Raw genomic sequence first — 22523 nt, 5'->3', positions numbered from 1 at the left:
ACGCTATCGCGCCCGCTCGCGAGCTTGTCACCCCGTGTTCGCAAGACCTTTGTCAGCCGACCGCGGCGGTGGGGTTCCCCTCCTTTCTGAAGGTCAGCTTCCCGTCCTCGACATCGACTTCCACATGGCTGTGCGGCGACAGTTTGCCGTTGAGCAGCATCCGGGACAGCGGGTTGTCGACCTCCCGCTGGATGGTGCGGCGCAGCGGCCGGGCCCCGTACTCGGGCTGGTAGCCCTGGTGGGCCAGCCAGTCGACGGCGGCGGGGGTGAAGTCGACGGGCACGTCCTGGGCGCGCAGCCGGCGCCGGGTCTCCTCCAGGAGCACATCGGTGATCTGCCGCAGCTGTTCGTCTGCGAGCCGCCGGAAGATGACGATCTCGTCGATGCGGTTGAGGAATTCCGGCCGGAAGTGCTCGCGCAGCGGGCGCAGCACGCGGTCCCGGCGGGCCTCCTCATCGGCCTCCGCGCCGCCGCCGAAGCCCAGGACCGCGCCACGCCCGGTGATCTCTTCGGAGCCGAGGTTGCTGGTCATGACGATGACGGTGTTCTTGAAGTCGATGGTGCGGCCCTGGGCGTCGGTGAGCCGTCCGTCCTCGAGGACCTGGAGGAGGATGTTGAAGACGTCGGGGTGGCCCTTTTCGATCTCGTCCAGCAGCAGCAGCGAGTACGGCTGGCGGCGCACCGCCTCGGTGAGCTGCCCGGCCTCCTCGTGGCCGACGTATCCGGGCGGGGCGCCGATCAGCCGGCTGACGGTGTGTTTCTCCTGGTATTCGCTCATGTCCAGGCGGACCATGCGGTCCTCGCTGCCGAACAGCGCCTCGGCCAGGGCGCGGGCCAGCTCGGTCTTGCCGACGCCGGTGGGGCCGAGGAACAGGAAGCTGCCGATGGGACGGCTGGGGTCGGCGAGGCCGGCGCGGGAGCGCAGTACGGCGTCGGCGACGGCGGCGACGGCCTCCTCCTGGCCGATGACCCGCTTGTGCAGGTGTTCCTCGAGGCCGAGCAGTCGGTCCCGCTCCTCCTGGGTGAGGCTGCTGATGGGGATGCCGGTCTGCCGGGAGACGATGTCGGCGATGTCCTCGACGGTGACCTCGGAGACCCGGCCGGGCGGGTGCAGTTTGCCGGACCCCTCCTCGATGCGCCGGTTCAGGTCGTTGACCCGGTCGCGCAGGGCGGTGGCCCGCTCGTACTGCTCGGCGGCGACGGCCTGGTCCTTGTCCCGGGTGAGCTGCTCGACCTCGCGTTCCAGCGCGCGGACGTCGGTGCCCCGGGTGCTGGAGCGCAGCCGTACGCGGGCGCCGGCCTGGTCCATCAGGTCGATGGCCTTGTCGGGCAGGAAGCGGTCGGTGAGATAGCGGTCGGAGAGTTCGACGGCGGCCAGCAGCGCCTCGTCGGTGTAGCGGACCTGGTGGTGGGCCTCGTAGCGGTCGCGCAGGCCGCGGAGGATCTCCAGGGCGTCGGTGGGGGCGGGCTCGGGCACCATGATGGGCTGGAAGCGGCGTGCGAGGGCCGCGTCCTTCTCGATGTTGCGGCGGTATTCCTGGAGGGTGCTGGCGCCGATGACATGCAGTTCCCCGCGGGCCAGGGCGGGCTTGAGGATGTTGCTCGCGTCCATCGGGCCGCCCTCGGAGCCGCCGGTGCCCACGACGGTGTGCAGCTCGTCGATGAAGACGATCAGTTCCTCGGAGTGGGCGCGGATCTCGTCGATGATGCCGGTGAGCCGCTCCTCGAAGTCGCCGCGGTAGCGGGTCCCGGCCACGACGCCCGCGAAGTCGAGCTGTAGGACGCGGCGGCCGAGGAGGATGTCGGGGACATCGGCCTCGGCGATGCGCTGGGCCAGCCCCTCGACGACGGCGGTCTTGCCCACGCCGGCCTCGCCGATGAGGACGGGGTTGTTCTTGCCGCGCCGGGCGAGCACCTCGATGGTCTGCTCGATCTCCTCGTCGCGCCCGATCACCGGGTCGATCCGGCCCTCGCGTGCCATCTCGGTCAGGTCGCGGCCGAACTTGTCGAGATTGGGGGTCTCCCGCCGCCCGGGGCCCGGGCGCTGTTCGGCGGTGCCTGGGGCCGCCGCGAGTCCGCCCGGCGGGCCGGGGCGCGGTTCGAACCGGGCCGCGTGCAGCAGTTGCCCGGCCGTGGAGTCACGGTTGGCGGCGAGGGCGATCAGGACGTGCTCGGGGCCGATGTACGAGGCGCCCGCGGACCGGGCGATGTCGTGGGCGTCGAGCAGTGCCCGCTTGACGGCGGGCGTGACCGCGACCGAGCCGCGCGGCGCCCCCTCCCCCGTCTGCCGGTCGATCTCGGCGACCAGGCTCTCGGGGTCCGCCCCGGCCCGGGCGACCATGGTGCGGGTCGGCTCGGCCGTGAGCGCCGCGCGGAGCAGGTGCTCGGTGTCGAGGTCGGTGGATCCGCGGTCGGCGGCGTACGAGGCCGCGGAGGAGACGAGCTGCCGTGCGGGCTCGCTCATCAGGCGGCCGAAGTCGACGTGCCGGGAGCCGGGTCGCTGCCCAGCCGGTCCGACGCCGAGAAAGCGTGCCAGGAAGTCTCCGAGGGGGTCCGGGCCGAATTCGTCCCGTCCCTCGTACCCGCTGTTCATAGGCATCCGTCCCGGTGGCCCGGCGGACGCGGGCCCCGTTGTCATCGGTGCTCCGGTGGCGTGCGGGTGCTCGGGTGGCGTGCGAGCCGGTCGGCCCGGCACGAGCACCCGCGAGGAAGCTCATTTAGGTCAATTTTAATTGTTTGAGTGATTTTATCCGACATTGCGGCGGCTCGCGCCCCCCGCTCACCCGGCCCGACCCCGCGCCCGGCGACACGCCGGGGTGCTGGGCCGGACGGCGCAGTGGCCTGGACCCATCGGGTGCGTTTCGTCGGCCGTTCCGGTGAAGTACGGCGCGGCCCCGCAAGAGCGGACTCCCTCACGCACATAAATACGACTATCCGCCTATTTGGCCCATGTGAGCGTGAGGTGAACCCCTTTGTCTCTCCAGACCCGCCAAAGGATCGCGCTCGTGGTCTCCGCGCTGTTCGGTGCGGCGACCGCGTGCACCGCAGGCATACCCGCCACCCCCGATCCGGGGGAGAAGTCCTCGAGGACCGCGGCCGCGGCGAAACCCGGGCCCACCAAAGGGTTCACTCTGGCGGCCACCGGCGACCTGCTGATCCATGACTCGGTGATCCGCCAGGCGCGCGCGGACGCGGGCGGCAACGGCTACAACTTCGGGCCCATGCTCGCCGGGGCCAAGTCCGTGGCCTCCCAGGCCGACCTGGCGATCTGCCACATGGAGACGGTCTACGGCGCCGCGGGCGGCCCGTTCACCGGCTACCCGACGTTCAAGAGCCCGCCGGAGGTCGCCGAGGCGGCCAAGGAGCTCGGCTACGACTCCTGCTCCACCGCCTCCAACCACACGCTGGACGCGGGTGCGGAAGGAGTGACCCGCACACTCGACGCGATGGACCGGGCCGGGCTCCGCCACGCCGGATCGGCCCGCTCCTCCGACGAGCAGCGCATGCCGACCCTGCTGAAGGCCGGCGACGCCACGGTCGCCCATCTCGCCTACAGCTACGGCACCAACGGCATCCCCGTACCCAAGGGACAGGCGTGGCTGGTCAACCTCATCGACCCGGCGCAGATCGTCGAGGACGCCCGCGCCGCGCGCCGGGCCGGGGCCGATGTGGTCGTGGTGAGCCTGCACTGGGGCACCGAGTGGCAGGAGGCGCCGGACCAGCTCCAGCTCTCGGTCGCCAAAAAGCTCACCGCCTCGGCCGACCACGGGCGCCGCGACATCGATCTCATCCTCGGCACCCACGCCCATATCCCGCAGGCGTACGAGAAGGTCAACGGCACCTGGGTGGTCTACGGCATGGGCGACCAGGTCGCGGGCGTCATGAACGACCCGCGCGGCCAGATGGGCTCGGCCGCCCGCTTCACCTTCGCCCCGCCCGCCACCACGGACAAGCCGTGGACCGTGAAGAAGGCGGAGTTCATCCCCCACGGCGTCGACAACGACCCGATCAGGGTGGTCAACCTCCCGCGCGCCGGCGGGCACACCGAGGCCCTGGACACCATCCGCCGAGCCGTCCTCAGCCGGGGAGCCGGGCGGGACGGGCTCACGATGGGCCGCTGACGCCCGGCAGCGTCAGCCCGGCCCATCGGTGCCGCCCGTCCACTCCGCCCTTCCGTCCCGGCCCGTCGGATACGGCCCGCCGGGCGCGGCCCGTCAGTACGGCCGGCCCGTCACTCCGCCGCGGGGGCGTGACCGGAGAAGGCCGCGGCCATGCGCAGCCATGGCTCCGCCTCCTCGGCACGCCCCTGCCGCTGGAGCGTGCGGCCCAGCATCAGATGGGCGTAGTGCTCGACCGGGTCGCGCGCGATCACCTCGCGCAGCTGCTCCTCGGCCCGGCCCAGCTGCGCCGAGTGGTAGTAGGCGCGGGCCAGCAGCAGCCGGGGGGCGGTCTGCTCGGGGGCCTCCTCGACGACCTGGACGAGGAGCTGGGCGGCCTCCGTGTACTGCTTCGCCTCGAAGTACAGCCCGGCCCGCTCCCAGCGGTCCGCCGTGGTCTCCTCCCGCTCCTTGTCGTCGAACAGGCTCAGCGCGGTGACCCAGCGGTCGGCGGTGGGCTCACCGTCGGGCCGGAAGCTGTTGAAGTTGTCGATCATGTCAGGCTCCTCCCTGAGGTGAGGGGTCATTCGGGCCGCAGGGCCGCGAGCTGCTGCTCGAACGGCACCACGGCTTCGGCCTCGGGCTCGGGGGCGGCGGCGCCCCGGCGGCCGCCGATCAGCTCCGCCAGCTCGCCCGCCGCCCGGTCGATGCGGGTGGGCAGGGTGTCGGTGAGGGGGTCACCGGAGCCACCCCAGTCCTCGGACGCGGCGTACACGGCCGTGGGAACCACGATCGCACGCAGATAGGCGAACAGCGGCCGCAGGGCGTGCTCCAGCGCGAGCGAGTGCCGCGCGGTGCCGCCGGTCGCGCCGGCGAGCACCGGCTTGCCGGTCAGGGCCGTGTTGTCGATCACATCGAAGAACGACTTGAACAGCCCGCTGTAGGAGGCGGAGAAGACCGGGGTGACGGCGATCAGCCCGTCCGCGCCGGTGACCTTCTCCACGGCCTCCTCCAGGGCGGCCGACGGGAAGCCGGTGACCAGGTTGTTCGCGATGTCGCCGGCCAGGTCGCGCAACTCGATCACCTGCACCTCGACCTCGTGCCCGCCCTCCGCCAGCAGCCGCCGGGTGGCCTCCGCCAGCCGGTCGGCCAGCAGCCGGGTGGACGAGGGCACGCTCAGCCCGGCCGAGACCACGGCGAGCGTCACCGGCCGCGGGGCACCGTGCTGCTGGGGAATGTGTCGCATGACCGTACTCATTGGGCCACCTCCTCGAGGGCCTTGGCGTCGCGCTGGGCCACCAGCGACGCGTGGGTGGGGGCGTCCGGCACATCGGCCGGGCGGTTGTGGGCGAACTCCTTGCGCAGCACCTCCACGACCTCGCCGAGCAGGTCGAGCTGTTCCAGCACCGTCTTCAGCGGCAGGCCCGCGTGGTCGACGAGGAACAGCTGGCGCTGGTAGTCGCCGAAGGTGTCCCGGAAGGTCAGCGTCTTTTCGATGACCTCCTGGGGGCTGCCGACGGTCAGCGGGGTCTCGGCCGTGAACTCCTCCAGGGAGGGGCCGTGGCCGTAAACGGGCGCGTTGTCGAAGTACGGGCGGAACTCACGCACCGCGTCCTGCGAGTTGCGGCGCATGAACACCTGCCCGCCGAGGCCGACGATGGCCTGCTCCGGCGTGCCGTGCCCGTAGTGCGCGTACCGCTCCCGGTAGAGGTTCACCAGCTTCTGGAAGTGGTTCTTGGGCCAGAAGATGTTGTTGGCGAAGAAGCCGTCGCCGTAGTACGCGGCCTGCTCGGCGATCTCCGGCGAACGGATGGAGCCGTGCCAGACGAACGGCGGCACACCGTCCAGCGGCCGCGGCGTGGAGGTGAAGCCCTGCAGCGGGGTGCGGAACTTCCCCTCCCAGTCGACGACGTCCTCGCGCCACAGCTTGCGCAGCAGCGCGTAGTTCTCGATCGCGAGCGGGATGCCCTGGCGGATGTCCTGCCCGAACCAGGGGTAGACCGGGCCGGTGTTGCCGCGGCCCATCATCAGGTCCACCCGGCCGTCGGCCAGGTGCTGGAGCATCGCGTAGTCCTCGGCGATCTTCACCGGGTCGTTGGTGGTGATCAGCGTGGTGGAGGTGGACAGGATCAGCCGCTCGGTACGGGCCGCTATCCAGCCCAGCATGGTGGTCGGCGACGAGGGGACGAACGGTCGGTTATGGTGCTCACCGGTCGCGAAGACGTCGAGACCGACCTCTTCGACCTTCTGCGCGATGGTGACCATCGCCTTGATCCGCTCGTGCTCGGTCGGCTCCCGGCCCGTGGTCGGGTCCATCGTGACATCGCCGACCGTGAAGATACCGAACTGCACCGGTCTCACCCCTCCTAGGATGTTTACGGTTCAACTATATCCCCGGAACGTGGCAGCTGTCGCCACTATTCCCCCGCCCGCGGTGGTCCCGTGAACAGGGCGCGAGCAGGGGAAGGGCGTCGGTTCGGATCGGCTGTCGTGGCAGGTGAGCGGGTCAGCCGAGCCGGACGGGCCCGGCGGACGGAATCGTGGCGCGGAGGGCGGCGGCGTACGCCTCGTCGGGGTCGAGCCGGCGCAGTTCCTCGGCGATCAGCTCGGCGGTGCTGCGCACCTTCAGCGCGAGGGTGCGGGTGGGCTGCCCCGGGATGGACAGCGTGGCCACCGGCCCCTCCGGCCGGTCGATGTGAATGTCCCCGGCGGCGGTGCGCAGCCGGACCGCGGTGACCACCGGGCCCTCCGTGACGACCTGCTCGACGGGCACCTTCAGCCGGTCCGCGAACCAGCGGGCCAGCAGCTCCGCGCTCGGGTTGTCCGCCTCGCTCTCCACCACCGCCGAGGTCACGGAGGCCCGCGCCTGGTCGAGCGCTGCAGCCAGCATGGACCGCCAGGGCGTGAGCCGGGTCCAGGCCAGGTCGGTGTCGCCGGGGGCGTACGAGGCGGCGCGGGCCGCCAGCTCCCGCAGCGGGCGCTCGACGGCGTACGTGTCGGTGATCCGCCGCTGCGCCAGCGCGCCCAGCGGATCCCTGACCGGATGGTCGGGGGCGTCGACCGGCCACCAGACCACAACCGGGGCGTCCGGCAGCAGCAGCGGCAGCACCACCGACTCGGCGTGCTGGGCGAGCTCGCCGCGCAGCCGCAGCAGTACGGTCTCGCCGCTGCCGTCGGCGCCGCCGACGCGCACCTCGGCGTCCAGCCGGGACTGGCCGCGCTCGCGCGGGGAGCGTCCGGGCCGCTTGATCACCACAAGGATCCGGGAGGGGTGCTCCTGGGAGGCGTCGGCGGCGGCCTTGAGGGCGTCGTAGTGGTTGGCCTCGTCGGTGACGATGACCAGGGTCAGCACCATGCCGACCGCCGGACTGCCGATCGCCCTGCGGGCCTGTACCAGGGCCGCGTTGATCTTGCTCGATGTGGTGTTGGTCAGGTCGGTGTTCATGGCCGGCGCCAGCTCCTGCCGTTCTCGTTCGAGCGGTTCGTCCGCGGCCCGAGCGTATCGTCACTCCCCCGCCGGGCCGGGGCGAATGATCAATACCGAACGGTCGAGGCCGTGGCTGATCGGTGCCGGCTGTCCGGTGCCTTCGGCGCTATGGCCGCCCGCCGTGCTGCCCGCCGCCGAGGGTGGCCGTCCCGGCCGCGGCCTCCACCTCCAGCAGCGAGGCGCTGTGCCGCTCCGCCTCGAACGCCGCACGGCCGCCGCGCAGCCCGAAGAGCCGCTTGGAGAGCAGGATGTAGAGCACGGCGAGGATGTTGATCACCAAGGTGGCGATCTTCAGCCAGCTGACCTTCTCGGTCAGCTCGTAGATCTCCAGCGGCAGAAACGCGGCGGTGGCCACCACCGCCAGATACTCGGCCCACCGCTTGAGCAGCCACAGCCCCACGCCCTCGACGAGCTCGATGGCCGCGTAGGCGGCCAGCGCGGCCGCCACGATCACGAGGGTGGAGTGCCGGTACTCGAAGGTCTTGCGGATGGTGTCGACCACCGGCGAGTGGTCGAGGTCGTAGTGGAAGTGGCGGGCCACCGGCCGGAAGACGGTGAGGTTCTCCTGGAAGAGCCGGCGCACCGCGGCCCGGCTGTTGCTGAACCGGTAGACCGCGACGGCCGCCAGCAGCACGAAGAGACCGCGCAGAAACCGCTCGGCGGCGATGAAGCGCATCACGATCAGGTCCCGCAGGGCCTTTCCGCGCAGCACCAGCGGGGCGTCGGCCGCGGGCCCGGAGCCGTGGGGCGCGCCGAGGGCGAAGTCGCCGCAGCGCAGACAGCGCCAGGCGTCGCCCAGGGCGGTCGCGGCGTGCAGCCGCTCGCGCAGCTCGTCCTCCGCGGGCGAGTAGGTGACATGGCCGCGACGGGCGCAGGTACGCCGATTCCAGTCGATCTTCACGCTCAGCGCTCCGTTCCAGTGATGGCCGGCGTGTCGGACATGTGCGCGATGGTAGGCGCTCCGGCGGCGCTCACCGAGCCGGGGGGCCGTGGAGGGAGAGCGCGCCGTCCCGGCCGAGGACGACGCGGGAGCCGTGGGCGGAGCTGACCCGGTCGAGCACCCCCCGCAGCCAGCGGGAGTCGCCGAGGGTGGCGTGGCGCAGCCGCATCCGCCGGGCGCGCATGGGCACCATCCGGATTCCGGTGAGTTCGCCGGTGTCCGGGGCCACCGCGACGAAGTACAGCAGCCGCAGATCGTCCCGGTACTCCTCATAACCGGTGATGCCCTCGTAGTCGTCGATGAAGTCGCCGCAACCGTAGAGGACGAGCTTGCCCCGGTACACCTCCAGGGGGCGGGGGTGGTGCGAGGAGTGGCCGTGCACCACATCGGCGCCACCGTCGATCAGCGTGTGCGCGAAGCGGATCTGGTCGTCGGAGATGTCGTACCCCCAGTTGCCGCCCCAGTGGATGGAGACGACGGCGATGTCGCCCGGCCGCTTGAGCTGCCGGATCCGGCGGGCGAACCGGGCCGCGCGGGCCTCCGACAGCTCGGGGAGGAAGTCGACGCCGGAGCGGTGCTCGGCCGCGGCCCACTCGTACGGGATGCCGCTGGACCCGGTGCCGCAGGAGAACACCAGCACGCGCCGCCCGCCCCCGACCGGGACGGCCGCGGGCCGCCGTGCGGCGTCGGCGTCCCGCCCCGCGCCCGCCACCCGCAGCCCCGCCCCGGCCAGGGCGTCCAGCGTCTCCGCGAGCCCCCTCCGCCCGAAGTCCAGCACGTGGTTGTTGGCCAGGACGCACACGTCGGGCCGGGCGGCGGCCAGGCACGGCAGATTGGCCGGGCTCATCCGGTAGTGCACGCTCTTCCCCGGCGCGAACTCGTCGCTCCGCGTGACGCTGGTCTCCAGGTTCACCACCCGGACGTCGGGCGCGGTCTCCTCCAGCACCCGCAGCGCGTCCCCCCACGGCCACCCGTAGTCCACCGGGCGCGGCACCCGGCCGTGTGCCTCCTCCGTCAGCTCGACGTAGGCGCTGGAGTCCCGGATGTACGGCTCCCGCAGCTCCGGGTCCCCGGGGTGCGGGAGGATCTGGTCGACGCCGCGCCCGAGCATCACATCGCCGCACAGGAACAGCGTCGTCGCATCGCCGCCCACACCCCCAAACTAGCCCGTGGCCGAGGCCCGCCCCAGCCCTCGCATCGCCCCCGGCGCCTTGCCGATGAGCGCGCCGTGTTCCTGGCGGGCGTAGAGCCGGACCAGGTCGTGGTAGCGGTAGCGGCCCGGGGCGGGCGACTCCAGGAGTGCGCTGTCGACGAGGGAATCCAGGAGGGGTTCGACGGCAGGGTCGCACCGGTCGAGGCCGAGCAGCGCGGCGGCCGTGGCCAGGGACAGGTCGGGGCCGTCCGCGAGCGCCAGCAGCCGGAAGGCGCGGGCCTGGTCCGGCCGCAGCCGCCCGTACGCGGGCGCGAAGCAGGAGGTGACGGTGAGGTCGCCCATGCGCAGTTCGTCGAGCCTGCCGCGCTCGTCGGCCAGCCGGGCGGCCACGGCGGAGACGGTCCAGGCGGGGCGGGCGGACAGGCGGGCCGCGGCGATCCGGATGGCCAGCGGGAGGAAGCCGCAGGCGGCGACGGTGTCGCGGCAGGCCGCGGGCTCGGCCTCGGCGCGCTCCTCGCCGATGGCGTGGCCGAACAGGGTGAGGGCTTCCTCGGGGCTCATGACCTCGAGGTCCAGCGGGCGGGTGCCGTCGAGGTCGGCGAGCCGGGCGCGGCTGGTGACCAGGGCGGCGCAGCCGGGGGCGCCGGGGAGCAGGGGGCGGATCTGCGTTCCGTCGTGGGCGTTGTCGAGCAGAACCAGCACCCGGCGGCCGGCGAGGGTGGACCGGTAGAGCGCGGCCCGTTCGGATGTCCCTGCGGGGACGGCGGCGGCGGGGATGCCCAGGGCGCGCAGAAACGCGCCGAGGACGGCTCCGGGGTGGGCGGCACCGGGGCCGGGGCCGAGCAGGTCCGTGTAGAGCTGCCCGTCGGGGAAGTGCCCGCGGGCCGCGTGGGCGACCCGTAACGCCAGCGCGGTCTTGCCCACTCCGCCGAGCCCCCGGACGGCGAGGACGGGCATCACCGCGCCCTGGGCGCACGACAGTTGCTCGGTGAGGCGGTGCACCAGAGTGGTGCGTCCGGTGAAGTCGGCGAGCTGCGCCGGGAGTTGGGCGGGGCGCGGTGAGACATACGGGGCAGTGTCCCCGGCGGGTGGGTGTCGTCGCGGGGCCGGGGGGCGGGCGACGGCCGGGGAGGCGCACAGCACGTTCTGGTAGAGCTCGGTCAGCTCGGGACCGGGGTCCACGCCGAGCTCCTCGGCGAGCAGATGGCGGGTGTCGGTGTACACCCGCAGCGCCTCGGCCTGTCGCCCGGCGCGGTACAGCGCGAGCATCTGGAGGGCGCGCAGCCGCTCCCGCAGCGGGTGTTCGACGGACAGGGCGGTGAGCTCCGCGAGGGCCTCGGTGTGGTGGCCCAGTTCCAGGTCGAGTTCCAGCCGGGTCTGCACCAGGGTGAGCCGCCACTCGGCCAGGCGGGCGCGCTGTGCCTGCGCGTAGAGCCCGGGGACGCCGCCGAGGGGTTCGCCGTCCCACAGGGCCAGGGCTTTGCGGAGCAGTTTCCGGGCGCGCGGCGGATCGCCCGCGGCCCGGGCGCTCCTGGCCTGCGCCTCGTAGCCCTCGCACACCACCAGGTCCAGCGCCTCGGGCGGCACGTGCAGGGCGTATCCGCCGGAGTCGGAGACGAGGGCGCGCCCCAGTGTCCTGCGCAGTTGGAAGGCGTACGTCCGCAGGGTCGCGAGGGCGCTCCGTGGCGGTTTGCCGCCCCACACCGCGTCCATCAGCTCCTGCGCGGTGGCGGTGTGGCCGCGGCGCAGCAGCAGTGCGCACAGCAGGGCGCGTTCCTGCGGCCGCCCCGCGGCCAGTGTCTCTTCGCCGCGCCGCACCCGCACCGGCCCCAGGACCGCGAACCGCAGGGCGGCCGGGGGCGGCTCGGCCGCGCCCGCCGGAGGGGCGGCGGTGTCCCGTCGGCGGTGTTCGGGCACATCGAAGCCGAGGCGGTACAGCGGGGTGTCGAACATCTCCTCCAGGACCCGCTGTGCGGATGGCTGAGGGCAGGGCGGCCCGGGTTGCCGCCACCGGTGGAACTGGCGGGCGGTCACCTCCTGTGGTTCTCCCAGCCGCGTGGCCACCGTCGCGTAGACCATGAGAAAGACCGCCGGCCGTGCCCACCGCCGCTCCTCGCACGCGCGCGAAAAGGCCGTCCCCCGCATTCCCTCGCCTCCGAGCCCTGTCCCCCGACGCGCTGTCCCCCGACGCTCGTGGATCACTGTAGTGGCCGGGGGCTCGCGGGCCGCGGTGTTCCGCGCAACAGGAAAAGTCCGGGGAGAAGTCCGGTTTTCCGGCCTTCCGAATGTCCGTGCCGGGGGGCGGACCAGGATATGGACATCGACCTGCGCCCGGTGGGACCGGGCGTACGGCACATCATCCGAGGCCAGAAGCGATCCGATGGCCGCCGCTCCGCTTTCCGGCTCCCGGCTTCCGGACCCTCCCCCGTGTCCCAGCTCGTCCTGACCGGATGGCCATCTCGGCGATGTTGACTTTCCCTCACCCAGCCGGGACGGCACCCCCGGCAGCCGATCGGCGGGTCGCGACGCGGCCCGGATCGAGGTGGCGAGCACTGGAACTATGTGAGGAGTGCCGATCGTGCGGACGACTCAATCCGGCTTTTCCGTCCTCCTGGGGCCGGACTACGCCGGAAAGTCTTCGGTGATGCCCGAGTTCGCCAGGTCGTCCCCGTCCTGGCGGCTGATTTCCACGGACGAGCGTTTTCTTCAGCCCGCCCACGCGCTGATCGGCCGGCTGCGCAGGGATGTGGCGGTGGATGTGCTGCCTTCCCTGGGGAGGGACTATTCGCCGGAGTTCACGGCCAGCATGCTTCAGACGGCGGTGGTCCATCTGCGGGACCGCATTGAGGAGAGCGACACGTCGTCGCCCACGCTCGTCGACTCGTACTACTACAAGATCTTGGCCAAGTGCAGGCTCGCCGGGCTGTGGGACAACCCGATGTTCACGTGGTGGCGTTCCTTTCCGCAGCCGCGGCGCGTGGTGTTCCTGGACGTGTCCACCACCACGGCCTGGCGGCGCTCCGGCAACGGCGCGGACACCAACCGGCTGGAGTACTACGGCGACCACCCCGACGAGGAGGCCTTCGCGGCCTACCAGACCACGTTGCGGGGTCTGATGCTCGACGAAATCAGCCATCTGCCGGTCACGGTGATCCGGGCGCAGGGCGATGTCGCGCAGACCGCTCAGGCCATACGAAAGGTGTTGTCAGATGCAGACCGCTGAACCCTCGGCCGCCGAGCCCGCGAACACCGGGTCCTCGAACACCGAGCCTCCGCACGCCGAGGACCGGCTCGGCCAGTACCGGGCGCGGGTGTTCGAGGAGCGGAACCGGCTGCGGCGCGCCTTCTCCGACCCGGCGGCCCGGCAGCGCGAGGTCCTCACCGACCTGCTGGCGTTCAACGCGGGCACCGCCTACGGCAAGGCCCACGACTTCGACCGGCTGCGCACCCTGGACGACCTCCGCAAGGCCGTTCCGGTGCAGGACTACGCGGCGCTCTCGCCGTGGATCGAGCGCATGGCCGAGGGCGAGCCAGGCGTCCTGACCGCCGACCAGCCCGCGGTGTTCTTCACCAGCAGCGGCAGCACGGGTGCGCACAAGAAGATCCCGGTCACCCCGCGCTTCATGCACACCACCTTCTTCCCGTTCTACTACGCCGCGTGGGCGCCGATGGCCGAACACTTCCCGGACGTCCTCACCCGGCCGGACGCGGTGCTCAACCTCAAGCACGACCCGGTCGTCGCTCCCGCCACCACCGCCTCCGGGCGCCCCCATGTCGGGGCCAGCCAGGTGGACTTCGGGAAGATGTTCGGCGAGCACCTGTCGGCCGAGCCCGGCACCTCGGCCCCCTGGGCCGTGCTGCCGGTGCCGGTGGCCGCGGACGACCACGTGGAGAAGATGTATCTGCGGCTGCGCATGGCCGTCGAGAGCGATGTCCGCTGCGTCATCGGGATCAACCCGGCGATGGTGGCCGCGGTGCCGTACCAGCTGAGGCTGTGGTGGCCGCGGATCGTCAAGGACGTCCGCGACGGCACGCTCGGCGGCCACCCGTTCCGCTCGCCGAACCCGGAGCGGGCCGCCGAACTGGAGCGGCTGGAGCGGTACTTCGGCACCGTACGGCCCGCCCACATCTGGCCGAACATGCGGCTGCTGTTCTGCTGGACCACCGGTCTCGCCACGCTCTATCTGCCCCGGCTCCGGGAGGAGTTCGGCCCCTCGGTGACGGCCCTGCCCGCGCCCGTGGCCGCGTCCGAGGGCCCGGTCGGCGTCGCGCTCGACCGCCACCCGACGGCGGGCAGCCTGGTCGTCACGGCCTCCGTGTACGAGTTCGTGGACGCCGACCGCGACCTGGGCCCCGATGTGGAGACGCTCGGACCGCACGAGCTGGAGCCGGGCCGGGAGTACCACGCGATCTACAGCCATGTCGGCGGCCTGTACCGCTACGCGGGCGGCGATGTGGTCCGTGTCGTCGACGTGCCATCCCAGCCCGGCGGTGTGCCGCGGGTGTCGTACGCGGGCCGCAGAAACCTTTCCGACGTGGCCGGGGAGCGGCTGCGCGACGCACAGGTCGTCCGGGCGCTGGAGTCGGCGCTGGGCGGCGCCGGCCTCGCCGTGCGCAACGCCGCGTGCCATGCGGAAACCCCCGACGGCCAAGCGCCCCGCTATGTGTTCGCCCTGGCCGGTGAGTCGGCGTGGAGCGCCGACGAGACTCGGCGGCTCACCGCGGCGCTCGACACCGAACTCGCCCGGGAGTCGGCCGGCTACCGGGCGGCCCGCGACGCGGGGCGGCTGGGCCCCGCCGAGCTGCTCCGGCTCGACCGGGACGCCTTTCTCGAGGAGTGGCAGGACTCCGTCGGCCGCGGGGTGCGCCCCACCCAGGTCAAGGACCGGCTTTTCCGGCAGGACCCCGAAAACTGGCGGCGGCTGACCGGCGCCGTCGCCCGGCAAGGAGACCGATCATGACGCAACTCGACGCCATCGAGCGCACCTGTCTGCTCACCGCCGCGCTCAGGGCCGGGGAGAGCCGCCGGGAGGAGCGGCTCTTCGACGACCCGTACGCCCAGTTGCTCGTCGGCGACGCGGGCCCCGGGCTGCTGGCCGAGATCCGATCGGCGACCTTCCCGGACGGTGAGGTCCCGCGCACGGTGCCGAGCACCTTCGACTTCAACCCCATCCGCACCCGGTTCTTCGACGACTGGCTCCAGCGGGCGGCCGCCGACCCGTCGATGACCCAGATCGTGCTGGCCCCAGCGGGCATGGACTCGCGGGCCTTCCGGCTGGAGTGGCCGGACCACGTCCGCTTCTTCGAGCTCGACCGGCCGACGGTCCTGGAGGTCAAGGAGAAGCTGCTGGCCGCCGAGCGGCCCGGCGCCGAACGCCGCCCGGTCCCGGCCGACCTGCTCGCCCCCGGCTGGGAGGACACCCTCCTGGCGGCGGGGTACGACCCCGGGCTGCCCTCCACCTGGCTCTTCGAAGGACTCCTGTACTACTTCTCGCAGGGCCAGGTCGACGGGCTGCTGCGCCGGGTCGGCGCGGTGACCGCGCCAGGCAGCCGTATCGGCGCGGACCTGGTCAACGACGCGGCGCTGACCGCCCCCAGGATGCGGGGCCTGCTGAAGGTGTTCGCCGACTGGGGCTGCCCGTGGGTGTTCGGCACGGACGAGCCCGAGGCGCTGTTCGCGCGGCACGGCTTCACCGTCCAGGCGGTGCAGCCCGGGGAGCCGCCGGCCCACTACGGCAGGTGGCGGGACCCCGTGCCACCGCGCACGGCCGAGGGCACCGAGAGGGTGTTCCTGGTCCACGGGGGCCGGGCCGCATGACCGGCACCGCGGAACCGGTGCCGCTGCTCCGCGGCGGCGCGGGGCGGTCGCACGGCGCCGCCCCGCTGCCCGGCGGCCCCGGCGGCCCGGCCGCGCCCCGCCACGGCCGGCCCCGGGTCCTGATCGCGCCGGTCACCGTCACCCCCGGCAAGCCGCTGACCCCCAGCCACCTCAAGGGGCTCTTCTGGGTCGATGTGATGTACCGCGCCACCGCGCGGCTGGCCGATGTCACCTACCGTTACAGCCCCACCACCTACCACCCCACCGACCAGACCCTCGGCTTCTGGGAGTATCTGGACCACACGCTCGGTGACACCGACTACTCCCGGCTGTCCGAGGAGGAGATCGGCGAGCTGTACATCGGCTACCGCGCGGACGGCCGCCGGGCACCGGTGTCCGCGCTGCGGCCCTACCTCGACTCGATCGAACACCACGGCTGGGTGCATCCGTCCAGCGCCCGGGTGCTGGAGCTTTGGTCGGCGCAGTACGCGAGGCTCGGGATGCACGACCCCGGCCTCACCGCACACCAGCCGCCCGGCATGACCCTCGACGAGGTGCTGGACCGGCTGGTGCCCCTGGGGCTGTGCCTGGACATGCGCGAGTACGGCGGGCCGGTCTACCTGGACGCCACCCGCTTCGGGCTGCCGCTGCGCCAGATCGCCACGGCGCGGGGACGGCCCAACTACCTGGCCTGCGCGCTGCGCGAGCTGGTCCCCCTCGTCCCCGGCTACGACGAGGTGGTGCTGCTCTACGACCGCGAGCTGGAGCCCGACTACCAGCTGTTGCAGCGGGTGCTGTCGGAGCTCGGCCCCGTCGTACGCCGCGTCCCGGTGGGCCGGGTGCCGATCGACGGCCGGATCCGCTCCGCGCGCCACGGGGACTGGCGCGGCCACTCGGCGGGTGAGCTGATCGAGGCGCTGGGCGCGGACCACGACGACCCGGCGCTGCGGCTCGGCATGCGGCTGTACTTCATCGCCACCCTCGGGCCGGGTGACCGGCAGTCGTTCCGCCCGGACCTGCTGCGCCAGTGCGTGATCCGCGCCGGGCGGATGCTCGCGTCGTACGGGGACCCGGCCGAGGCGGCGGCCGAAGCCGGGCTGACCGGTTTCCTGGAGCGGCAACGCGGCGACCACACCTACGTCGACCCGTACCGGCTGACCTCCGGGCTGCTGGCCAAGCACCGCCCGGCCCCGGTCCACGAGTTGCTCCCGGCGGTGTTCCTGTGAAGCTCTCCCAGGACCTGCTGCGCGCCGAGGCGGCGCGGCGCGTCCGGGTCGCCCGCCCCGATCTGGCCGCGGACCTGGACCTTTCCACCGCCGCCGCCCTGTCGCGGGTGCACGCCCGGATCCAGGAGTCGGTGGACACGGACACCGACGCCCTGCTCGCCGTGTCCGTGGTGCGCCGCTTCGAGCTCGCCGAATGGACCCGTGCCACCTGTGAGTTCGCCATCGGCCTGGCGCCGGAGCGGCTGGCGGCGTGGCGGCGCTCGTTCTCCCGCACGATCTTCCTGGCCGGAAACCCGGACAACCTCGGTGACCGGGTCCGGTTCGACCACATCGCCGAGGACGGCTCCGCCGCGTGGACGGGACCGGCCCCGGCGGGTGCCTCCGCCGGGCTGCGCAGGCTGCTCAAGCTCTTCGACGGCTCCCACGGCCTGCCTGCCCGCCCGGACACAGCGGTCCGGATCCCGGAGGCCATCGGCCCGCGCCACCGGCCGCCCGTGCGGCGCGAGCTGTATGTGGCCACGGCCGGAACGAGCGTCGCGGACTGTCTGGTGCACCTCAACCACCTGCTCGTCGAGGCGGTCCTGGACGGCCTGATCGCCCCTGGGGACACTCTGGTCGTCCGTCAGGTGCCGCGTCTGGTCGGGCTGTCCGGGCCGTACGCGGCCCTGCGGGTCGGCGCGGAGCGGGAACACCCGGACCGGCTGCGGGCCTACGCCTGTCTGACCGAGGAGACCTTGGTCGTGGGAACGGGGTGAGCCCGTCGGCGGTGTCCGGGGCCGACCGGCCGGGGCGCGGGCCCCGGCCGGTCAATGGCTCATGCCCCCGATGTCCCCTGCTCATCGGTGTCATAGGGGCGGGTGAGGATCTCCATTCCATGGCCGGCCGGATCCTTGAAGTACAGGCCGCGCCCGCCGTGGTGATGGTTGATCTCGCCCGGCTGCTTTCCGTGCGGATCGGCGTAGTAGGTGATCCCCGCCTGCCTGATCCGCCCGAAGGCCTCGTCGAACTCCTCGTCGGAGATGAGGAAGGCGTAGTGCTGCATGGTGATGGACTCGGCCGGGATCGTGGCGAAGTCCAGGGTGACCCCGTTACTGGTGGCCACGGGGATGAACGGGCCCCATTCGGCCCCGACCTCAAGATCCAGGATGTTCGCCAGGAACTCAGCGGACTCCCGCTTGTCCTGGGAGTACACGATGGTGTGATTCAACTCGACTGACATGGTGGAATGCCTCCAGAAGGCATGTCCCGGGCACCTCCATGTCTCACCCGGCCGGTGACCGACACGCGATGCCGTACTCACGACCTTAGTCGGCGCCCGCCCACCACGTCGAACGCATGTCAGGGGCGTCAGAGGCCGAGGTCGCTCAGGTCCGGGTGGTCGTCCGGGCGGCGGCCCGGCGGCCAGTGGAACATGCGCTCCGACTCCTTGATCGGCAGGTCGTTGATGCAGGCGTAGCGGTGCGCCATCAGTCCGTTCGCGTCGAACTCCCAGTTCTCGTTGCCGTACGACCGGAACCAGTTTCCCGAGTCGTCGTGGCACTCGTAGGCGAAACGCACGGCGATGCGGTTGCCGTCGTACGCCCACAGCTCCTTGATCAGCCGGTAGTCCAGCTCCCGGCGCCACTTTCGGGTCAGAAAGGCGACGATCTCCTCGCGGCCGTCGACGAACTCGGCCCGGTTTCTCCAGTGTGAGTCCACCGTGTAGGCGAGAGCGACCTTTTCGGGGTCGCGGGAGTTCCATCCGTCCTCGGCCGCACGGACCTTCTGGATGGCGGTTTCCCGGGTGAAGGGAGGGAACGGGGGGCGCGACTCGGCGGGCATATCAACTCCTCACAGCAGAGAACCATCGTTCTCTGCCCCTGTCGGGGACTCTACGAGAACGATGGTTCTCACGCAAGGGCCGCCCGTGGTCAGCCGAAGGCGCCGCTGTAGGCGTTGAGGGCGGGCTGGCCGCCGAGATGGGCGTACAGGACGTTGGAGTCCTTGGGGATGTCGCCGCCCCGCACCAGGTCGATGAGGCCCGCCATGGACTTGCCCTCGTAGACCGGATCGAGGATCACGCCTTCGAGACCGCCGGTGAGCCGAATCGCGTCGACCGTGGAGGCCACGGGGATCCCGTAGAGATCGCCGGCCCACCCCTCCAGCACGGTGATCTCCTCGTCCCTCAGCTCACGCCCCAGACCGATCAGCTCGGCCGTGGCGCGGGCGATCTTCTCCACCTGGGCATGGGTCTCGGCCAGTTTGGCCGAGGCGTCGATGCCCAGCACCCGGCGGGGGCGGTCCTGGCCCGCGAAGCCCGCGATCATGCCGGCCTGGGTGGAGCCGGTGACGCTGCACACCACGATGGTGTCGAAGAAAACGCCCAGCTCACGCTCCTGCGCCTGGACCTCCCGGGCCCAGTTGGCGAAGCCGAGACCGCCCAGCGGGTGGTCGGAGGCCCCGGCCGGGATCGGATACGGAGTGCCGCCCGCGGCGCGGACCTCCTCCAGGGCCCGGGTCCAGCTGTCCTTGAAGCCGATGCCGAACCCGGCGTCGATCAGCTCCACCCGCGCGCCCATGATCCGCGAGAGCAGGATGTTGCCGACCTTGTCGTTGACGGAGTCGGGCCAGTCCACCCAGCTCTCCTGCATCAGCACGGCCTTGAGCCCCAGCTTCGCCGCCACGGCGGCCACCTGGCGGGTGTGATTGGACTGGACACCTCCGATGCTCACCAAGGTGTCCGCGCCCTGCCGGAGCGCGTCGGGCACGAGGTATTCCAGCTTGCGGGTCTTGTTGCCGCCGTAGGCCAGCCCGCTGTTGCAGTCCTCGCGCTTGGCCCAGATGCGGGCCCCGCCGAGGTGGTCGCTGAGGCGGTCAAGGGGGTGGATGGGGCTGGGGCCGAAAAGCAGCGGATAGCGCTCGAAGTCGTCGAGGGACATGGTGGCTCCTTCGCGGGTGCGGGGTGCGAGGGTGTGCTGAGACGAGGGGGATCGGGAGGCGCGGACTACTCGGTGTCGTCCGCCGGTACCACGTCGAGGAGCGGGGCCAGCGTCTGCCAGTTGGCGCGGGCGGCGGCGGCCGCCCCCTCGACGTCCCCGGCCGCGCACAGCTCGATGATCCGCTCGTGCTGCGCGACCGAGCTCCGCCCGCTCAGCGAGCCGAAGCGCTGCCGCTCAAGCCGCCTGAGCACCGGCGTGAACTGCTCGAGGACGCTACGGACCGCCTGGTTGGCGGAGGCGGTGACCGCCACGGCGTGGAAGTCGTCATCGGCGGCGAGCGCGGCCCCGACGTCATTGCGGCGCAGGGCGTCGGCGAAGCGGGCGTTGGCCTCGCGCATGGCGTCCAGCTCGGCGGACGACAGATTCGGCACCGCCTCCCGCACCGCGAGCTCGTGCATCGCCGCCGTCACCGACTGAGCGGCCCGCACCGCCCGGACGTCCAGCGGGCTGACGGTCGTGGAGTGGCCCGGCCTGGTGCGCACCAGCCCGGCCTGCTCAAGCCGCGCCAGGGCCTCCCGGATGGGCGTCCGGCTGATGCCCAGCCACTCCACCAGATCGCCGTCGTTCAGCCGCTCGCCCGGGGCGAGCGTGCCGTCGACGATCGCGTCACGGATCGCCTGATAGGCGCTTTCACGCAGCAGGGGCCTGGAGACGAGCCCTCGGCTCTGGGGTACCGGCATGCGAAATATTGCACGCCGCATATCGTCGCCGTGTCAAGGGTCGGGGGCGGGGAGCCGGGGCGGACGTCAGCCCGTGGAAGCTCTGCTGATCGCGTTGGCGGCCAGCGCGCGCGAGAGGTCACCGGCCACCACGCACAGGACGGTCCAGTCGCCGCGCTCCACGGAGAAGAAGCGGACGAAGTCCTCGCCGTGCTCCGCCAGCGCGGCCACGAACCGCTCCAGGTCGCGCGTCCGACGGGGGCTGGACATCCGCGCGTACTCCTCGGCCCTGGCCCGGTAGCCGTCCGCCAGGGCCGCGGCGCTCCCCAGCCACAGCGGAACCGTGGCGGAGGGCCGCTCGGCGAGCCCCTGAACGCCCAGCTCCGCCGAGCTCCAGCCGTCCGCGAGCAGCTCCTCACAGAAGCCCCCCGCCGCCGTGGCCGGCAGCTCCCCCTCCGCCGCCGCGCCCGCGTCGCTCCGCCCGGGCCGCTCGCCGCCCCGGACCGCGGTGGCGGCCACGCCCCGCGCGAGGTCGTCCGAGACCACGCACAGGACGGTCCAGCCGGCGCGCTCCACCGAGAAGAAGCGGACGGTGTCCTCGCCGTACCGCGCCAGCTCGTCGGCGAACCGCGCCAGCTCGACGGTCCGCCCCGGCGACGCGGACATCAGCTCGCTCCGCAGGGCGTACACCCCCGCCATGGTGGCGGCCCCGGCCCGGGACGCCCGCACCGACCCGGCGCCCCGGCGCTCCAGCTCCTCCAGGGCCAGGCGGGCCGCTTCCCACCCCTGCCGGGCCAGCTGCGCGCAGGCCTGTTGGGCGGCGCGCAGCGGAACCGTGGTCTGGTTCATCTCGTCCATGACCTCTTCAGGATGCCGGAACGTGGAACACCTTGGCGTGGGTGACGGACCCCTCTACCAGGTGTTCCGTCACCCACGCGGTGTCCGGCGTCGTGGCCCAGGACGTGTAGACGCTCCGCGTATCGCGAGAGTCGTCATGAACTCCCGGACACCGCGAGGGGGGTGTCCGCGGCGATGCGTTCGTCACCGCGGAAAGGGTGGCTCCACAGGCCGCGGCGGCGCAGGACCGGCAGTACGCCCTCGCCGAACCAGTACGCCTCTTCCAGGTGCGGATATCCGGACAGGATGAACTCGTCGATGCCCAGGGCGTGGTATTCGGCGATCCGGTCGGCGACCTCGGCGTGGCTGCCCACCAGCGCGGTCCCCGCGCCGCCGCGCACCAGCCCGATCCCGGCCCACAGGTTGGGGTGGATCTCCAGGCCGTCGCGGCCGCCGCCGTGCAGCGCGAGCATCCGCTGCTGCCCCTCCGACTCGCTGCGGCCGAGGCCCTCCTGCACCGCCCGTACGGTGTCGTCGTCGAAGCCGTCCAGCAGCCGCCCCGCCTCGGCCCAGGCCTGCTCGGCGGTGTCCCGGGTGATGACGTGCAGCCGGATGCCGAAGCGCGGGCTGCGGCCCTGCCGCGCGGCCAGCCCCCGGACCCAGGTGATCTTCTCCGCCACCGCGGCCGGCGGCTCGCCCCAGGTGAGATAGACATCCGCGTGCCGGGCCGCCACGGCTCCGGCGGCGGGCGAGGAGCCGCCGAAGTACACCTCCGGGACGGGGTCGGGCAGCCGGGTCAGCTTCGCCTCCGCCACCCGCAGATGGTCGCCGGTCAGATTCACGGTTCTGCCGTCCCACAGATCCCGGACGATGCCCAGGAACTCGCCGGTGCGCGCGTAACGGGCGTCCTTGTCGAGGAAGTCGCCGTACGCCCGCTGCTCCCGGCTCTCGCCGCCGGTGACCACGTTGAGCAGCAGCCGCCCGCCGGTGTGCCGCTGATAGGTGGAGGCCATCTGCGCGGCGAAGGTGGGCGAGAGGAACCCGGGCCGGAAGGCCACCAGGAACTTCAGCCGCTCGGTGCGCTGGCTGACCATGGCCGTGGTCAGCCAGGCGTCCTCGCACCAGGCGCCCGTCGGCGTCAGCGCGCCCACGAAGCCCAGGTCCTCGGCGGCGCGGGCGATCTGGGAGAGGTAGCCCACGGTCGGTGGCCGGTCGCCGCCGGCCTCGGTGACCGGGGTGCCGTGGCCGCCGCCGACGACATGGCGGCTGTCGCCGTTGGTGGGCAGGAACCAGTGGAAGGTGAGGCTCACTCGGGAACTCCGTTCGGG

19 protein-coding genes and 1 pseudogene are annotated in these 22523 nt (G+C 72.4%); 6 read left to right on the top strand and 14 right to left on the bottom strand.

The window, feature by feature from the left end; translation table 11 throughout:
* Positions 1-52: 52 nt before the first annotated feature.
* A complete protein-coding gene (locus tag ACH4S9_RS41570) occupies positions 53-2593 on the bottom strand; it encodes an ATP-dependent Clp protease ATP-binding subunit (RefSeq protein WP_398376880.1) in 2541 nt (846 codons plus the stop codon).
* 379 nt (positions 2594-2972) lie between these two features.
* On the opposite strand from ACH4S9_RS41570, the gene ACH4S9_RS41565 reads away from it, so the two are divergent.
* Positions 2973-4121, top strand: a complete 1149-nt coding sequence (locus tag ACH4S9_RS41565; protein ID WP_398376879.1) for a CapA family protein — start codon at positions 2973-2975, stop codon at positions 4119-4121.
* 110 nt (positions 4122-4231) lie between these two features.
* Here the strand turns inward: ACH4S9_RS41565 and ACH4S9_RS41560 are convergent, their stop codons facing one another.
* The 7 genes and pseudogenes from ACH4S9_RS41560 to ACH4S9_RS41530 form a co-directional block, all read right to left on the bottom strand.
* Positions 4232-4654 (bottom strand): tetratricopeptide repeat protein, encoded by a 423-nt coding sequence (locus ACH4S9_RS41560; protein ID WP_311723018.1) that lies wholly within the window; start codon positions 4652-4654, stop codon positions 4232-4234.
* A gap of 26 nt (positions 4655-4680) precedes the next feature.
* Positions 4681-5343 (bottom strand): FMN reductase, encoded by a 663-nt coding sequence (locus ACH4S9_RS41555; protein ID WP_398376878.1) that lies wholly within the window; start codon positions 5341-5343, stop codon positions 4681-4683.
* A gap of 8 nt (positions 5344-5351) precedes the next feature.
* Positions 5352-6449, bottom strand: a complete 1098-nt coding sequence (locus ACH4S9_RS41550; RefSeq protein ID WP_311723020.1) for an LLM class flavin-dependent oxidoreductase — start codon at positions 6447-6449, stop codon at positions 5352-5354.
* 154 nt (positions 6450-6603) lie between these two features.
* The gene (gene opcA, locus ACH4S9_RS41545) at positions 6604-7542 is read right to left on the bottom strand and encodes a glucose-6-phosphate dehydrogenase assembly protein OpcA (RefSeq protein ID WP_311723021.1); all 939 of its coding nucleotides are present in this window, start codon (positions 7540-7542) and stop codon (positions 6604-6606) included.
* Between the two features lie 148 nt (positions 7543-7690).
* A complete protein-coding gene (locus tag ACH4S9_RS41540; RefSeq protein ID WP_385349968.1) occupies positions 7691-8485 on the bottom strand; it encodes a DUF2127 domain-containing protein in 795 nt (264 codons plus the stop codon).
* Positions 8486-8555: 70 nt separating this feature from the next.
* The gene (locus ACH4S9_RS41535) at positions 8556-9677 is read right to left on the bottom strand and encodes a CapA family protein (RefSeq protein ID WP_385349965.1); all 1122 of its coding nucleotides are present in this window, start codon (positions 9675-9677) and stop codon (positions 8556-8558) included.
* A gap of 84 nt (positions 9678-9761) precedes the next feature.
* Positions 9762-11630: pseudogene (locus ACH4S9_RS41530) on the bottom strand (BTAD domain-containing putative transcriptional regulator); the annotation flags it as partial.
* 625 nt (positions 11631-12255) lie between these two features.
* Between ACH4S9_RS41530 and ACH4S9_RS41525 the strand changes: the two are divergent.
* Genes ACH4S9_RS41525 through ACH4S9_RS41505 form a run of 5 tightly spaced genes read left to right on the top strand, consistent with a single transcriptional unit; the run spans position 12256 to position 17476 of the window.
* Complete coding sequence (locus ACH4S9_RS41525) at positions 12256-12900, top strand: hypothetical protein (RefSeq protein WP_398376877.1); 645 nt, start codon at positions 12256-12258, stop codon at positions 12898-12900.
* Positions 12887-14638, top strand: a complete 1752-nt coding sequence (locus ACH4S9_RS41520; protein WP_398376876.1) for a GH3 auxin-responsive promoter family protein — start codon at positions 12887-12889, stop codon at positions 14636-14638. Before ACH4S9_RS41525 ends, ACH4S9_RS41520 begins: the two co-directional genes overlap by 14 nt.
* Positions 14635-15495 carry an SAM-dependent methyltransferase gene (locus tag ACH4S9_RS41515; RefSeq protein WP_398376874.1) on the top strand — a complete coding sequence of 287 codons (861 nt, stop codon included), beginning with the start codon at positions 14635-14637 and terminating at the stop codon, positions 15493-15495. The genes ACH4S9_RS41520 and ACH4S9_RS41515 overlap by 4 nt, the downstream gene beginning before the upstream one ends.
* A complete protein-coding gene (locus ACH4S9_RS41510) occupies positions 15492-16721 on the top strand; it encodes a hypothetical protein (protein WP_398376873.1) in 1230 nt (409 codons plus the stop codon). The genes ACH4S9_RS41515 and ACH4S9_RS41510 overlap by 4 nt, the downstream gene beginning before the upstream one ends.
* Complete coding sequence (locus ACH4S9_RS41505; protein WP_398376872.1) at positions 16718-17476, top strand: DUF6182 family protein; 759 nt, start codon at positions 16718-16720, stop codon at positions 17474-17476. The genes ACH4S9_RS41510 and ACH4S9_RS41505 overlap by 4 nt, the downstream gene beginning before the upstream one ends.
* 59 nt (positions 17477-17535) lie before the next feature.
* Here ACH4S9_RS41505 and ACH4S9_RS41500 read toward each other — a convergent pair whose 3' ends face one another.
* The 6 genes from ACH4S9_RS41500 to ACH4S9_RS41475 all read right to left on the bottom strand — a co-directional run bounded on the left by ACH4S9_RS41500 (position 17536) and on the right by ACH4S9_RS41475 (position 22505).
* Positions 17536-17940, bottom strand: a complete 405-nt coding sequence (locus ACH4S9_RS41500; RefSeq protein ID WP_311723030.1) for a VOC family protein — start codon at positions 17938-17940, stop codon at positions 17536-17538.
* Between the two features lie 128 nt (positions 17941-18068).
* Positions 18069-18542, bottom strand: coding sequence for a nuclear transport factor 2 family protein (locus ACH4S9_RS41495; protein WP_311723031.1), 474 nt, complete (start codon positions 18540-18542; stop codon positions 18069-18071).
* A gap of 89 nt (positions 18543-18631) precedes the next feature.
* Complete coding sequence (locus ACH4S9_RS41490; protein ID WP_398376871.1) at positions 18632-19639, bottom strand: 1-aminocyclopropane-1-carboxylate deaminase; 1008 nt, start codon at positions 19637-19639, stop codon at positions 18632-18634.
* Between the two features lie 65 nt (positions 19640-19704).
* Entirely contained in the window at positions 19705-20379 is a 675-nt protein-coding gene (locus tag ACH4S9_RS41485; RefSeq protein ID WP_311723033.1) for a GntR family transcriptional regulator, read from the bottom strand.
* Positions 20380-20445: 66 nt separating this feature from the next.
* A complete protein-coding gene (locus ACH4S9_RS41480; protein ID WP_398376870.1) occupies positions 20446-21216 on the bottom strand; it encodes a hypothetical protein in 771 nt (256 codons plus the stop codon).
* Positions 21217-21350: 134 nt separating this feature from the next.
* The gene (locus tag ACH4S9_RS41475) at positions 21351-22505 is read right to left on the bottom strand and encodes an LLM class flavin-dependent oxidoreductase (protein ID WP_398376868.1); all 1155 of its coding nucleotides are present in this window, start codon (positions 22503-22505) and stop codon (positions 21351-21353) included.
* Positions 22506-22523 lie beyond the last annotated feature (18 nt).

Source organism: Streptomyces sp. NPDC021225, assembly GCF_044332865.1.
Lineage (GTDB): Bacteria > Actinomycetota > Actinomycetes > Streptomycetales > Streptomycetaceae > Streptomyces.
Note: the sequence above shows the minus strand (reverse complement) of the source record. Positions and strands in the feature narration are given on the sequence as shown.

Coding starts and splice junctions, on each gene's coding strand:
- ACH4S9_RS41515 (WP_398376874.1), top strand. CDS start 14,635: ATGACGCAACTCGACGCCATCGAGCGCACCTGTCTGCTCACCGCCGCG.
- ACH4S9_RS41500 (WP_311723030.1), bottom strand. CDS start 17,940: ATGTCAGTCGAGTTGAATCACACCATCGTGTACTCCCAGGACAAGCGG.
- ACH4S9_RS41570 (WP_398376880.1), bottom strand. CDS start 2,593: ATGAACAGCGGGTACGAGGGACGGGACGAATTCGGCCCGGACCCCCTC.
- ACH4S9_RS41510 (WP_398376873.1), top strand. CDS start 15,492: ATGACCGGCACCGCGGAACCGGTGCCGCTGCTCCGCGGCGGCGCGGGG.
- ACH4S9_RS41520 (WP_398376876.1), top strand. CDS start 12,887: ATGCAGACCGCTGAACCCTCGGCCGCCGAGCCCGCGAACACCGGGTCC.
- ACH4S9_RS41555 (WP_398376878.1), bottom strand. CDS start 5,343: ATGCGACACATTCCCCAGCAGCACGGTGCCCCGCGGCCGGTGACGCTC.
- ACH4S9_RS41495 (WP_311723031.1), bottom strand. CDS start 18,542: ATGCCCGCCGAGTCGCGCCCCCCGTTCCCTCCCTTCACCCGGGAAACC.
- ACH4S9_RS41560 (WP_311723018.1), bottom strand. CDS start 4,654: ATGATCGACAACTTCAACAGCTTCCGGCCCGACGGTGAGCCCACCGCC.
- ACH4S9_RS41480 (WP_398376870.1), bottom strand. CDS start 21,216: ATGGACGAGATGAACCAGACCACGGTTCCGCTGCGCGCCGCCCAACAG.
- ACH4S9_RS41490 (WP_398376871.1), bottom strand. CDS start 19,639: ATGTCCCTCGACGACTTCGAGCGCTATCCGCTGCTTTTCGGCCCCAGC.
- ACH4S9_RS41485 (WP_311723033.1), bottom strand. CDS start 20,379: ATGCCGGTACCCCAGAGCCGAGGGCTCGTCTCCAGGCCCCTGCTGCGT.
- opcA (WP_311723021.1), bottom strand. CDS start 7,542: ATGAACACCGACCTGACCAACACCACATCGAGCAAGATCAACGCGGCC.